Source organism: Loktanella sp. D2R18 (genome assembly GCF_003318235.1).
GTDB lineage: Bacteria > Pseudomonadota > Alphaproteobacteria > Rhodobacterales > Rhodobacteraceae > Yoonia.
This window is the reverse complement of sequence record NZ_QOCG01000031.1, coordinates 88,800-102,907: the sequence shown is the minus strand read 5'-3', so window position 1 is coordinate 102,907 and position 14,108 is coordinate 88,800. Positions and strand designations below refer to the sequence as shown.

The 14,108-nt window shown below is 55.7% G+C and carries 13 protein-coding genes; 6 read left to right on the top strand and 7 right to left on the bottom strand.

Annotated features, from left to right (window positions below; all coding sequences use genetic code 11):
* Positions 1–64: 64 nt before the first annotated feature.
* Genes uxuA through uxaC form a run of 6 tightly spaced genes read right to left on the bottom strand, consistent with a single transcriptional unit; the run spans position 65 to position 5,963 of the window.
* Positions 65–1,240 (bottom strand): mannonate dehydratase, encoded by a 1,176-nt coding sequence (gene uxuA / locus DS901_RS17230; RefSeq protein WP_113778170.1) that lies wholly within the window; start codon positions 1,238–1,240, stop codon positions 65–67.
* Positions 1,240–2,691: a mannitol dehydrogenase family protein gene (locus DS901_RS17225; protein WP_113778169.1), complete on the bottom strand. Its 1,452-nt coding sequence runs from the start codon at positions 2,689–2,691 to the stop codon at positions 1,240–1,242. Before DS901_RS17225 ends, uxuA begins: the two co-directional genes overlap by 1 nt.
* A complete protein-coding gene (kduD, locus tag DS901_RS17220) occupies positions 2,669–3,397 on the bottom strand; it encodes a 2-dehydro-3-deoxy-D-gluconate 5-dehydrogenase KduD (protein ID WP_113778168.1) in 729 nt (242 codons plus the stop codon). Before kduD ends, DS901_RS17225 begins: the two co-directional genes overlap by 23 nt.
* Positions 3,394–4,218: a 5-dehydro-4-deoxy-D-glucuronate isomerase gene (gene kduI, locus DS901_RS17215; protein ID WP_113778167.1), complete on the bottom strand. Its 825-nt coding sequence runs from the start codon at positions 4,216–4,218 to the stop codon at positions 3,394–3,396. The genes kduD and kduI overlap by 4 nt, the downstream gene beginning before the upstream one ends.
* A 15-nt stretch (positions 4,219–4,233) precedes the next feature.
* Positions 4,234–4,545 (bottom strand): cupin domain-containing protein, encoded by a 312-nt coding sequence (locus tag DS901_RS17210; RefSeq protein ID WP_113778166.1) that lies wholly within the window; start codon positions 4,543–4,545, stop codon positions 4,234–4,236.
* A gap of 11 nt (positions 4,546–4,556) precedes the next feature.
* Entirely contained in the window at positions 4,557–5,963 is a 1,407-nt protein-coding gene (gene uxaC / locus DS901_RS17205; protein ID WP_113778165.1) for a glucuronate isomerase, read from the bottom strand.
* 82 nt (positions 5,964–6,045) lie between these two features.
* On the opposite strand from uxaC, the gene DS901_RS17200 reads away from it, so the two are divergent.
* The 6 genes from DS901_RS17200 (at position 6,046) to DS901_RS17175 (ending at position 12,741) form a co-directional block, all read left to right on the top strand.
* Positions 6,046–6,750, top strand: coding sequence for a GntR family transcriptional regulator (locus DS901_RS17200; protein WP_113778164.1), 705 nt, complete (start codon positions 6,046–6,048; stop codon positions 6,748–6,750).
* Positions 6,751–6,916: 166 nt separating this feature from the next.
* On the top strand, positions 6,917–7,945 hold the full coding sequence (locus DS901_RS17195; RefSeq protein WP_113778163.1) for a BMP family protein: 1,029 nt from the start codon (positions 6,917–6,919) through the stop codon (positions 7,943–7,945).
* A complete protein-coding gene (locus tag DS901_RS17190) occupies positions 7,946–9,487 on the top strand; it encodes an ABC transporter ATP-binding protein (protein ID WP_113778162.1) in 1,542 nt (513 codons plus the stop codon).
* Positions 9,477–10,526 (top strand): ABC transporter permease, encoded by a 1,050-nt coding sequence (locus tag DS901_RS17185; RefSeq protein WP_113778161.1) that lies wholly within the window; start codon positions 9,477–9,479, stop codon positions 10,524–10,526. The genes DS901_RS17190 and DS901_RS17185 overlap by 11 nt, the downstream gene beginning before the upstream one ends.
* The gene (locus DS901_RS17180; RefSeq protein ID WP_113778160.1) at positions 10,526–11,470 is read left to right on the top strand and encodes an ABC transporter permease; all 945 of its coding nucleotides are present in this window, start codon (positions 10,526–10,528) and stop codon (positions 11,468–11,470) included. Before DS901_RS17185 ends, DS901_RS17180 begins: the two co-directional genes overlap by 1 nt.
* Positions 11,470–12,741, top strand: coding sequence for an amidohydrolase family protein (locus DS901_RS17175; protein ID WP_113778159.1), 1,272 nt, complete (start codon positions 11,470–11,472; stop codon positions 12,739–12,741). Before DS901_RS17180 ends, DS901_RS17175 begins: the two co-directional genes overlap by 1 nt.
* On the opposite strand, the gene hglS is transcribed toward DS901_RS17175, so the two are convergent.
* Positions 12,738–14,108 carry a 2-oxoadipate dioxygenase/decarboxylase HglS gene (gene hglS / locus DS901_RS17170; RefSeq protein WP_113778158.1) on the bottom strand — a complete coding sequence of 457 codons (1,371 nt, stop codon included), beginning with the start codon at positions 14,106–14,108 and terminating at the stop codon, positions 12,738–12,740. The genes DS901_RS17175 and hglS overlap by 4 nt on opposite strands.

Genomic DNA, 14,108 nt, shown 5'->3' with positions numbered 1-14,108 from the left:
CTCATATTCATTCAGGGCGCGGGCGATTTTGCCCACAGTCAGGTCCTTTTAGCGCTGCTCGCAGCTAAACACCATGCGACAGCGCCGAGATGACGCCGCGCAGTTCCGCCAGCCCACGCAAACGCCCGATCATCGGGTAGCCGGGAAAGGTGCCTTGCCCAATATCGGTCAACAACTCATGCCCATGATCGGGGCGAAATGGGATGCTGTGATCCGCACGGCCCGTTTCGCGGCGGTGGCCTTCTTCGTCAAGCAGCACTTTGATCAGCGCGACCATATCGGTGTCGCCTGCCAAATGCGCGGCCTCTTCAAATGCGCCGTCGGGGTCTTTGCGCACGTTACGCAAGTGCGCAAAGTGGATGCGGTCTGCGTGGGCCGCCGCAATTGCAGGCACATCGTTGGTCGGGTTCGCGCCTAACGATCCCGAACAAAGCGTCAGACCATTGGCATTGCTGTCCACCGAGGACATGATCCAATCAATATCATCCGCATTAGATACAATACGCGGCAGACCCAAAATATCGCGGGGCGGATCATCGGGGTGTACGCAAAACCGCATGCCCAGTTCTTCGGCGGTGGGAATTACTTCGTCAAGGAACCGTTTGTAATTCGCCCGCAATGCCGCACGATCAAGCCTCTCATACAGCGTCAGCGCTTGTTTCAACCCATCGACATCATAACGGTCATAGGCACCGGGAAGCCCTGACATGATTGCGTGTAACAACGCATCGCGGTCGGCTTGCGTCGATTGTTGGAACCATATGGCGGCACGTTTGCGTTCGTCTTCTGGATAATCGTCTTCGGCAGCGGTGCGGCCCAACATATGAATTTCAAACGCGGCCATACGGTAGGTTTCAAACCGCAGACATGTCCCGCCGCGCGCGACTGGTGCCGCTAGATCGGTGCGCGTCCAGTCCAAAAGCGGCATGAAGTTATAGCAAATAACCTGCACTCCAGCGGCGGCCAGATTGGCCATGGATTGTCGGTAATTCGCGAAAAGCTGCTTCAGATCACCGTCGCCACGTTTGATCCGTTCGTGAATGGGCAGGCTTTCAACAACAGACCAATCAAATCCGGCAGAGCGAATATCGTCTGCGCGCGCGTTGATTGCCTCGGGTTCCCAGACCTCTCCATAAGGGATTTCGTGCAAGGCATTCACAATGCCAGAGGCCCCTGTTTGAGCCACATCAGACAGTGTGATTTTATCGAGTGCCCCGTACCAGCGCCACGTTTCTTGCATCAGGTCATTCCTTGGACGGTTACGCGTGCACCATTTGCGCAAAGCTGTGTGAATGCGCCTGTCACTGCCGCACGGAAGGTCGCATTTTTGGCCAGATCAGCCGGGAAAACATCACCGATCGCCAAAAGTGCCGCGACCTTAGTTTCAGGGGTGTCATGACTGTCATAGGCGGCGCGCAATTGGGCGGCCAGCGGGTCTTTGACGTCAATCGGCGCGCCCTTTTCGTCGACGCCCCCGACATAACGCATCCACCCGGCAACCGCCAAAGATAGCCCAGCAATATCACGCCCAGCTTCCAAATTATCCGCAATGGTGCCAAGCAACCGTTGCGGTAGTTTTTGCGAGCCATCCATTGCGATCTGCCACGTTTTGTGGCGAATGGCGGGATTTTGATAGCGGGTCAGAAGGCTGTGCGCATACGCGGTTAGGTCTTCGCCCTCGAGCTGGGGTAAGGTTGGAATGATTTCATCCGCCCAGAGGGTCTTGATAAAACGCGCAAAGGCAGGGTCGGCCACGGTTTTTGAAATCGTTTCGTACCCCGCGAGATACCCCAAATAGGCCAGAGCGGAATGTGTGCCATTCAGGCAGCGCAGCTTCATCAACTCAAACGCTTCAACGTCGCTGACCAACTGCGCACCGACCGCCCCCCAATCAGGGCGTTCACCATCGACAAAATCGTCTGTGATCACCCATTGGCGAAACGGTTCATGCATCACGCAGGCGTTGTCCACGTACCCTTGGGCCGCCGCCAACGCATCAACGTCGGCTTGGGTCGTTGCGGGGGTAATACGGTCAACCATGGTGGCCGGGAAACGGCAATTTGTGGCGACCCAATCGGCAAGATCAACGTCAAACGCGCGCGCAAAATCAAGTACAACTGCGCGGGTCAGCGGGCCGTTATTGGGAAGATTGTCGCAAGACATCACTGTGAACGGGGCAGCGCCCGCCAAACGGCGCAGGTTCAACGCATGCACGATATAGCCAATTGCGGATTTCGGGGTGCTCGGGTGCGCCAAATCATGCGCAATATCGGGGTGATCTAGTAGCAGGCCGCCAGTAGCAGGGTTAGAGCAATAGCCCTTTTCGGTGATTGTTAGCGAGAGGATTTTCATCGCCGGGTCCGCCATCGCGTCCAATACAGCAGGTGGGTTTTCAGGGGCAACCAGAATGTCGTCGATCACTTCGATCACTGCATATTCTGCCCCATCCGGCGCGAGCGTCACCGAAGTATAGGCGCAATCCTGCGGCTTTAGCTTGTCGCGGATGCCGGGGCTGCGCAGGCTGACCGTCAGGATACCCCAATCACCACCCGATTGCGCAACCGCCTCTGATGTGAATGGCGCGCTAAAGGCGCGAAAAAACGCACCCGGCCCAAGATGGACAATGCCAACCTTGGGCCGCGGGGCGTTTGATCTTCTAAGGATCGGATTAGCGGGCAAGCCAGCCTCCATCGACATTAAGAATAGCTCCGTGCACATAATTCGCAGCGGAAGAAGCTAGGAACACGGCAGCACCCCCCATGTCAGATGGATCGCCCCATTGCCCTGCCGGTATGCGGTCGAGGATCGCTTTGTTGCGGTCGTTGTCGGCGCGCAGCGCGGCGGTATTATTGGTCGCGATATAGCCGGGGGCCAATGCGTTCACATTGATCCCTTTGGCAGCCCATTCGTTCGCCATCAGCTTTGTTAGACCCGCAACGCCATGTTTGGACGCCGTATATGACGGCACACGAATGCCCCCTTGGAATGACAGCAATGACGCAATGTTGACGATCTTACCGCCGGTTCCGCGTGCAAGTGCTGCTTTGGCAAAGGCCTGACAGGTGAAAAACACAGCCTTCAGGTTCACATCCATGACGTCATCCCAATCCGCTTCGGAAAAATCGACACTATCATTGCGGCGGATGATGCCAGCGTTATTCACTAAGATATCGATATGTTGATCAGTGAATACATCCCGGGCGGCCATCGGATCTGCGAAATCAAGCTGCAACGCCATTCCGTTTGGGACCTGCGCTAAAGTTTCATCCATGCCGGACCTGCCCGCGCAGATCACTTCGGCGCCAGCGTTACTCAAGGCAATGGCAATCGCTTGTCCAATGCCAGTATTGGCACCTGTCACAAGTGCGCGTTTGCCTGTCAGATCAAACGGGTTCACCGCAAATCCCCCATTGCGACCATATCCATGTCAGTGAAATCAACGTTGTCGCCCGCCATCGCCCAGCAGAAAGAATACGACCCGGTGCCAACACCGCAATGGACAGACCACGGCGGCGAAATAATCGCCTCTTCATTGGCAATTACCATGTGGCGGGTTTCAGTGGGCTCGCCCATGATGTGAAATACGCGCTGGTCAGCGTCGACGTCGAAATAAAGATAGGCTTCCATCCGGCGGTCATGCACGTGGGTTGGCATTGTGTTCCAGACAGAGCCTTGTTTAAACTTTGTGTAGCCCATCAAGAGCTGGCAGCTTTTACAAACGTCAGGGTGCAGCAGTTGAATAATCACGCGTTCATTTGCCTGCTCGGGCGATCCCAATTCGATCCGGCGGGCGTCTGATTCTTTGATATGTGTGGTCGGGTAGCTGTGATGCGCGGGTGCGGACAAGATATAAAAACGCCCAGCGCCTGAAAATGTCACCGCACCGCTGCCCATGCCGATGTAAAGAATTTCGCCTCTTTCAAGGGTATGGGTTTCCCCGTCAACGGTGACATCACCCGCCGCACCGATGTTCAAAACACCCATTTCACGCCGTTCAAGAAACGCTTTAGTGCCTGTTTCAGCCATCGCAGTCAGCGTGAGAGGGCCATTGGTTGGCACGGCAGAGCCGACGATTAAGCGGTCATAATGGGTATAGATCATGCGAATTTCATCATCGGCGAACAGATCGCCGACGCGAAAATGATTGCGGAGCGCTTCGGTATCAAAGCTTTTGGCCGCGACCGGGTCAATTGCATAACGTGTTTCAGTTTTGAGCATGGGGACCGTCCTAAATTAGAGAAAATCGTCGCGGCGTGGGGTGAACGCATCGATCAGACGGCCCGCAGAGAGGCAGTGACAACCGTGAACCGCCTGTGTTGGGATCACAAAGCTGTCGCCGGGGCCAACCTTGGTCTCGACCCCATCAACGGAAAACATGAACTCGCCGCTTTCGACATAGGTGGATTGCACATGCGGGTGGTTATGCAGCTTTCCTTCGCCGCCTTCATCAAACGTAAAGGCAACAATCATCAATTCAGGACTGTCAGAAAGCACCTGACGGGTAACACCCGTGTCGGCTTGAATAACTGGAAAACTTTTGATCATTTTGATCTCCTTCAAAGCTTGTAAGCGTGTTTGGCAAGGCCGTAGGCAAGGTCGTGCGCGACCTCATGTGCATCTGTTAAGCTGAGCCGCCCAGTAGACACTAAATTGGCCAAATAGGCGCAATCTGACCTGCGGGCGACATCATGGCGGGCTGGAATGGAACAGAAAGCACGGGTGTCGTCGTTGAAGCCGACGGTGTTATAGAACCCGGCGGTTTCGGTGGTGGCTTCGCGGAACCGCTTGATGCCTTCATAACTATCATGGAACCACCAAGGCGGACCAAGGCGCAACGCCGGATAAGCCCCGGCAAGCGGCGCAAGTTCACGGCTATAGCTGGTTTCATCAAGCGTAAAGATGATGATCGTCAGGCTCGGTTCCATCCCTACAGCGTCCAAAAGAGGTTTGAGCGCTTGCACGTAATTCGTCTGGGTCGGGATATCGAACCCTTTGTCGCGGCCAAAATTGGCGAACACGTCAGCGGAATGGTTGCGGAACGATCCCGGATGGATCTGTAACACCAATCCGTCATCAAGGCTCATCCGGGCCATTTCAGTGAGCATCTGACCGCGGAACGCGTCGACCTCATCAGTGGTACATGTCCCGGCAAGCGCCTTTGCAAACAGTGCGGCAGCCTGCGCTTTCGGCATATCTTCGGTGCGGGCCGTGGGATGACCGTGGTCGCTGGCCGTTGCCCCATGCGCTTTAAAGAAGGCGCGGCGCACGCGGTGGGCGCGCAAATACCCATCCCATGTAGATGTGTCTTCACCAGTGAGCCCACCAAGATCCGCGACGTTTTCCGCAAACCCTTCGAAGTCCGGATCAACCACATTGTCAGGACGATAGGTTGTCACCACCCGCCCGTTCCAATCGCTGTCTGCTGTCATTTTATGCCAGCTCAAGTTGTCCAGCGCGCTTTCAGTGGTTGCCAAAACCTCTATCCCGAAACGATCAAACAGGGCGCGGGGCCGGAAGCTGTCTTGCGCCAGTTGCGCATCAATGTGATTGTAATAGCTATCCGCTGTATCTGCGTTCAGCCGTTCATCAATTCCAAAGACATGTTCAAAAGAATGATCCAACCACATTGCCGACGGGGTGCCGCGCAGCAAGTGATAGTTCTGCGCGAAACGGCGCCAGGTTTGACGCGGATCAGTCTCTATTACACTGCTATCCGCGCGTGGCACGCCCAAATCCCCCATGGGGACACCTTGAGAAACGAGCATCCGAAAAACATAGTGATCCGGTACAACAAGCAATTGCGCAGGATCCGGAAAGGGGTCGTTTTTAGCAAACCAACTCGGGTCACAATGGCCGTGCGGGCTGATAATCGGCAAAGCCGCGATGCCTTCGTATAGGTCGCGCGCGTGTTTGCGCACCGAAGGTTCCACCGGAAGCAGGCGGTCTGGGTCGGTCAATGGCATGCGGTGTCCTCCCGAAAGGTCTTGAGATACCTCTGATCTTCTAATATGCTAGTCTGGCAGATAGGTCAAACTGGAATATGAGATGAGCGCGCACAATTCACTAACCCTCACGCCTGCGGCCACTGCGACCGATCAGGTTTTTCATGCGCTCTATTCCAAGATCGTCACGCTGGAATTGGCGCCGGGTGCCAAAGTGTCCGAGGCTGAAATTGCGCGCAGCCTTGGGGTGTCACGTCAACCTGTCCGTGATGCATTCTACCGCCTGTCGGAACTAGGATTTATGCTGATCCGGCCACAACGCGCCACGACGGTCACCTATATCTCGCCCCAAGCGCTCTTGGATGCGCGGTTCATTCGGTGCGCACTAGAGGTCGAATGTCTGCGCGCGGCCATTGACCGCGTGACCAGCGACGATAATGCAGAGCTTAACGCGCTTGTCGCCGCGCAAGATGAGGCCCTTCAAGCGGACGATAAAATCGAATTTCATCGACTTGATGACAGTTTTCATGAGTTAATTTGCAACATTGCCGGGCACCCAAAGGCCTGGGTGATCATCCATGACCAAAAGGTCCATCTGGATCGGTTGCGGTATCTGTCGCTGACGATTGGGGCGCAATCCGCGCTGGACGACCACGTGGCGATTATGGATTGCATCAGAAACCGTGATGCCGACCGCGCCGAAAAGGAGTTGCGCAAGCATCTCGCGCGGATTTTGAAGGTGCTCGCACAGGTTCGTGACACCCATCCTGAATTGATTGAAGCCAATGCGCACCAGCGCGGGGTGTAAGGTCAATCGAACGAACCGCAACAATTTGTGGCAGATCCCATATTTATGCTCAACGATTAATCATTGACTCATATCCTAAATGCGTGTGCCATGATTGCGTTTGACCAATGCACCTTCAATTTGACCAATTGGTCTAGAAATTTTTGCATCAAAAGGGACATTTATCATGACGAGCCACGTCAAAGCGCAGCATCCAACGCGCCGCCGATTTCTAACCACAACAGCGCTGGGAGCGCTGTCGGTTTCCGCACTCTCTGCGCCAACCGCCTTGTTTGCCCAAGACCCGATTAAGGTCGCTGGCATCTACACCGTTCCAGTCGAACAACAATGGGTCAGCCGCATCCATATTGCTGCCCTTGCCGCCCAAGATCGCGGCGACATCGCATATACCTATTCTGAAAACACCGCCAACACCGATTATCCGCGCGTCATGCGTGAATACGCTGAAGCGGGTTATGACATGATCGTCGGCGAAATCTTTGGCGCAGAGGCTGAAGCACGCGAAGTCGCGGCAGAATACCCCAACGTCGCATTCTTGCTGGGGTCATCGTTCAAAGAAGACCCCGCCCTGCCGAACCTGTCGGTCTTTGATAACTACATCCAAGACGCTGCTTACCTGTCTGGTATCGTCGCCGGTGCCATGTCAGAATCTGGCAATATCGGCATGGTTGGCGGCTTTCCTATCCCCGAAGTAAACCGCTTGATGCACGCATTCATGGCCGGTGCATCAGAGATGAACCCAGACATCGCCTTCCAAGTCTCGTTCATCGGATCTTGGTTCGATCCGCCCAAGGCGAAAGAGACCGCCTTTGCGATGATCGAAAACGGCGCTGATATGCTTTACGCGGAACGCTTTGGCGTGTCAGATGCCGCGCAGGAAAAAGGTGTGCTTGCGATTGGGAATGTCATCGATACGCAAACCGATTATCCCGAAACGGTCGTGGCCTCCGCGATTTGGGACTTTGGCCCGACAATGGATGCTGCAATTGCGGCAGTGCAAGCAGGAACGTTTACCGCTGCTGACTACGGCACCTATTCGTTCATGAACATGGGTGGTTGCTACTTGGCCCCATTCGGCACTTTCGAAGGTAAAATCCCGCAAGAAGCGCTTGATTTGGTTGCTGCGCGCGAAGCGGCGATCAAAGACGGATCATATACTGTTGTGATCAACGACGAAGAGCCAAAGTCGTCATAAATGTCAGGCGTAGAATCGGCGCACCCCGTTCTGCGCCTGCAAAACATCACCAAACGTTTTGGATCAGTCACCGCCAATGAGGCGGTGACTTTTGATCTGGCCAAGGGCGAGGTTATTGCGCTTTTGGGTGAAAACGGTGCGGGTAAAACCACGTTGATGAATATCCTTTTTGGCCAATATACCGCCGACGAAGGCACCGTCACGGTCTTTGGCAACCTGTTGCCACCCGGCAACCCGCGCGCGGCGCTGGATGCAGGCGTGGGCATGGTTCACCAGCATTTCACGCTCGCTGAGAATCTGACAGTTTGGGAAAATATCGTATTGGGCGCACAACCGCTCCATGCCCCCCGATTGCGTGCAGGGGCGGCTAAGGCAAAAATTCGCGCCCTATCCGAAGAGTTTCAACTGAAGGTCGACCCAGACGCCAAGATCGGGGCATTGACGGTCGGGGAACGTCAGCGCGTTGAAATTCTCAAAGCGCTCTACCGTGATGCCCGCATTCTGATTTTGGACGAACCCACCGCTGTTCTGACGCCGCAAGAAACTGACGCGCTATTTGCCACCCTGCGGACCGCGATCGACCTCGGGCTCTCTATCGTCTTCATTTCGCATAAACTGCACGAGGTGATGGCCATCTCAAACCGGGTATTGGTCTTGCGACACGGCAAATTAGTCGCCGAAAGGGCAACATTAGACACTGATCGTGCTGAATTATCAGCATTGATGGTTGGCGCAGAAACCAGCGCCCCAGATCTGGCCCCTGCAACGCCAGGCGCGGCTTTATTAACGCTTTGTGATCTCTCGACACCATCCATCGGCACCGCTCCGGGATTGCGTCACGCGAACCTTGCGCTGCGTGCCGGACAAATCACCGGACTGGCAGGCGTCTCAGGGAATGGGCAAGCCGCGCTTTCGGATTTGATTTCAGGTTTGGTGACGCCGCAATCTGGTCAGTTTGAAATCGCCGGCAACACAGTCACCACGTGGTCACCGCGCAACGCCATCGGCCAAGGGATCGCGCGTATCCCAGAAGACCGCCACAAAACCGGGACGATTGCGGATTTCGATCTGACCGAAAATACCATCTTAGAAACATACGCGACCCAATTTTCAAAACGCGGCTGGATGAACTGGCGCAAGGCCAAAGCCCATGCGGAAAGCCTGATTGAAACATATGATGTGCGGTGTTCCGGCCCCGACGCACGCATTCGGCTGCTGTCAGGCGGGAATATGCAAAAGCTGATCTTGGGGCGTGTGTTAGAAAACGCACCGCGCATCATTTTGGCCAATCAACCCGTGCGCGGGCTTGATATTGGCGCGGTAAACTATGTCCACGGACGGTTGGCGGCCGCACGCGATGCTGGGGCTGCGGTCTTGCTTATCTCTGAGGACCTTGACGAAATTATGCGCCTGTCAGACGTGATCCATGTGATCAGCGATGGGCGGCTCAGCCCTGAATTCGTACGCGGGACCATGCAGCCAGAGCAGCTTGGCGTGTGGATGGCGGGCGACGGGTTTGAAGGGCACGACCATGCGGCTTGAACCGATTGCAAACCCAAGCCTCGCGCGGCGATTAACCCTACCTGCACTCGCAATTGTCGCGACGATTTTGATCGCATCGTTGCTTGCCATGATTGCCGGAGGCAACCCAATGGCCGTGTTAGGGCAAATCCTGATCGGCGCATTCGGATCAAAATTCGCCCTATTAGAGACGCTAAATCGCGCCACGCCGCTTATCTTCACAGGGCTTGCGATCGCCGTCGCCTTTCGTGCAAAGCTGTGGAACATCGGCGCAGAGGCGCAATTATACGCGGGCGCTGTTGTCGTCGCGGTTCTGGGCACAGGCGCGTTGCAACTGCCTGCGCCAGCATTGTTAACGATTATGGCGCTTGCTGCGATGATGGCTGGCGCTTTCTTGCTCTTGGTCCCCGCCCTGCTCAAAACCCGATTGGGCGTCGATGAGGTCGTGACCACGCTCTTGTTCAACTTCATCTTTTTGCTATTTGTGTCCTATCTTCTTGAAGGGCCGCTCAAAGACCCGATGGGTATGGGGTGGCCCAAATCCGCACGGCTGATCCCAGAAGCGCGGCTGCCCCGTATTGTTGATGGGTTGCGGCTCCATTGGGGGTTTGCGATTGCCTTGATCGCGGCCATTATCGTTTGGGTAGTCGATGCAAAGACCACCTTAGGATTCGAAATGCGTGCGGTCGGTCAAAACGCCGAGGCCGCGCGATTTGCGGGTATTCCCGTCACCAAAGTTATCCTAAAAACAGCGTTGCTATCGGGTGGCTTGGCCGCGCTCGCTGGGTTTTCTGAAGTCGCGGGGCTAAAGGGATCGCTCACACTCGATCTATCGCCGGGGTTTGGTTACACCGGGATCGTTGTTGCGATGCTCGCGCTTTTGCATCCGCTGGGCGTTGTCGTCGCCGCCCTGTTCGTCGCCGCGATTTTTGTGGGCGCTGACAGTATGAGCCGCGCAATTGGCGTACCGAGCTACCTTGCCGATATCATGCTAGCCACGGCGCTCTTATGTATGGTGCTCGCAATCCTACTCACTAAATTTCGTGTGCGGAGAGACTGATGGAGCTGTTCGAAATCCTGACCTCAGCCGCGTTTTGGGCGGCGGCCATCCGCATCGCATCGCCGCTGATTTTTGCAACCATGGGCGAATTGATCTGTGAACGTGCGGGTGTTTTGAACCTTGGCATCGAAGGGATCATGGTGGCCGGCGCATTCGCTGGCTGGATCGCCGTTTGGGCCGGCCTACCACTTTGGGGCGGTGTTAGTGTTGCATTTTTGGTCGGCGTCGGTCTTGGCGGCATCCATTCTATCCTATCTGTGCCATTCGGATTGTCGCAACATGTGGTTGGCATTGGTTTGACGTTGCTTGCCACATCCGCGACTTTTTACACCTACCGCGTGATGCTGCCCGAGGTATCGACGCCCCCGAAAATTGACGCGTTTCAACCGTTTCACATCCCATTTCTTTCAGAAATTCCGTTCTTTGGCCCTGCATTATTTCAGCAAACCGCGCTAACTTATCTGGCCTTCATTTTGGTTGGTGTCGTTTCCTTCACATTATACCGTACGCCGCTCGGCTTGGCTGTCCGCGCCGCAGGGGAAAGCCCGGCAGCTGTCGCAGCGCAAGGCCTATCGGTCACAGCCATCCGTATGGGTGCCGTCATGATCGGCAGCGGGTGTATGGCCGTAGGGGGCGCATTTCTTACCATGTCCGCCTTTGACAGCTTCTTTTTTGACATGGTGAATGGGCGCGGTTGGATTTGTATTGCGCTGGTGGTTTTTGGTGCATGGCGCCCCGGCAAGGCTCTGTTTGGCGCGATCTTGTTTGCCGCCTTTGACGCGCTGCAAATTCGCTTGCAACAAACCGGCATCGGCGCTGTTGTGCCCTATCAAGTTTTCCTGATGATGCCATATATTCTGTCTATCATGGCGCTGATCGTGATGTCGCGCCGCGCCGAGGTTCCCGCCGCGCTTATGGTGCCATTCAACAAAGGAGAGCGCTAATGTTTGATCTGCTGATCAAAGGGGGCACCCTGCCCGATGGCACCGTGTCTGACATCGCCGTGCATGGCGACCGGATCGCTGAAATTGCGCCAAATATCACCGCTGACGCCGCTGAAACGATTGATGCCACCGGTGATCTCGTATCACCGCCATTTGTTGATCCGCATTTCCATATGGATGCGACGCTGTCTTACGGCACACCACGGGTAAACGCATCGGGGACATTACTGGAAGGTATCAACCTTTGGGGCGAACTGCGTGATATCGCAACCGTGGATGAAATGATCGCGCGTGCCTTGCGCTATTGCGATTGGGCGGCCTCGATGGGGTTGCTGGCCATTCGCAGCCATGTCGACACCACGCCCGATCACCTGAACACTGTCACTGCCATGCTGGCTGTGAAAGAGGCGGTGAAGGACTACATGGACCTACAGCTGGTCGCGTTCCCGCAAGACGGGTTGTACCGCGCTCCAAATGGCCGCGAAAATCTGATCCGTGCGTTGGATATGGGGGTCGAGGTCGTCGGCGGCATCCCCCATTTCGAACGCACCATGCAAGACGGCGCGGATAGTCTGCAAGATCTTTGCGAAATCGCCGCCGAGCGCGGCTTGATGGTCGATATTCATTGCGATGAAACTGATGATCCCAATTCCCGCCATATCGAAACGCTCGCGCTTGAAACCACCCGATTGGGGCTAGAAGGCTGCGTCGCCGGTTCGCATCTGACATCTATGCATTCGATGGATAACTACTATGTTTCCAAACTGTTGCCGCTGATTGCCGAGGCTGAAATATCCGCTATCCCGAACCCGCTGATCAACATCATGCTGCAAGGGCGGCACGATACATTTCCCAAACGGCGTGGCCTGACACGGGTAAAGGAAATGCAGGCGATGGGCATTCGCGTTGGCTGGGGGCAAGATTGCGTGCTGGACCCTTGGTACAGTCTCGGCACGGCGGATATGCTTGATGTGGCGTTTATGGGGCTTCACGTCGCACAGATGAGCCACCCTGACGAAATGACCCGTTGTTTTACGATGGTTACAGAGACCAATGCCGCGATTATTGGTCTAAAGGATTACGGGTTACACAAGGGCGCCGTCGCGTCGCTGGTCGTCTTAGATGCTGCAAACCCGATCGAAGCGTTACGTCTGCGCCCTGCCCGGCTTGCGGTGGTTGCTAAGGGCAAAGTCATCGCGCGCAGCCCCCGTGGGGATGCGACCTTGAATCTATCTGGTCGCCCCGCACAGTTACGCAGACGTGTGACTTAATTTAAACGGTTCAGACAATCCGCAAGCGATGCATCTGCGATCTGTTGATAGAGCGCAAATTCATCCGCGACGGCTGTACCAAGCGCTGTCTCAAACGCGGCTTGGCTCGACGCGCTGTGGCTGTCTTGGTCGGCGTCATCACCAAGGTTCGACTGGAAAATCCCCGCAGCACTGACCGGGAGGAAATCTTCGTAAATGATCGGGCTTAGCGTCAAAACGCCCGCATCCAAAAGCGCGGCAGCGCTATGATCGGTTGCCTCTGCATCTGGTTGCGCGACAACGAATTTAAAATACGCCAGCCCATGATCATACAACCGACGCCAATCATCTGGAAACACGTCAAAACCTTTCACCAGCGCATCCATATAGGCCTGTGCGTTTGATCCATCGCCAGCAGGTAAAATCTGCGCCCGGACGGACGCCAGCGTTTCATCGTAAAGCGCACGCCCCTTGGGGGTCAGCGCAACGCCGCGCTGTTCTATTTCACCAAAGCGGGCGGTATGGCTGCCAACGGCTGCACCGCCGTCATTGGCAGGGAAATTCACCACCTCTTCGAGCGCCTTGAATGAAGTCTGGCGCAGCAAAATCGGGCAATTGCGGCGAGGCGGACCTTCGACGATGGCTTTTGCGGGTAGGCCGCGCGTGATCATGGCAGCCTGCGCTGCGTCAATGTCCAACGTGCGCGGGGTCAGGTGGTTAATATGAGGCCCTTTGAACGACACAACATCGGCAATCAGACGGTGTGCCGCGTTCAGCTGATCAAAGGTTGCGATATCCACGCAAGCATCCGCATGCCAACGGAATGTTTCCAGAACCTCGGCAACAAATTGCGTGGCGTCTGCCGGGGTTAAGCCGCCATTGGCTTCGGCTTTTTCAGTCAGGGCAATCGCATCTTTGGTGAAAATCTGTCGCTTTGCCAAAATCTCCATGGCCTGCGCGCGCAGGGTTTCATCCGTGATCAACTCAAGCCGCAATAGCGATGTGAATACACGAAATGGGTTTGCGGCCAGTGCCGCGCGCGTCTTTGGGCGAAAGGCCGTCGAATGGACAGGAACCGCCGCTGGTGACAAGTCGTAATAGCCAACCGGAAACATGCCCATCACCGCAAAAACCCGAGCCATCATCGCCAATTCTTGCGCTGTGCCCAAACGGATCGCGCCATGGCGCTCTTGCGAAATGCGCGTGGTGTCTTCGTCGGGCGTCAGATTTAAAATCTCAGCGGCAGGGCTATCCAGCGTCGTGGTATTGGTGTCATGTACAATTTCAAGCAGGTCGCCGTAGGCTGGAACCTCTGTACGGTACATTGCGGACATCGCCGCAGAAAAATCAGCACGAATGGTGTCGGGTTGCGCGAATGTCGCGGTCAT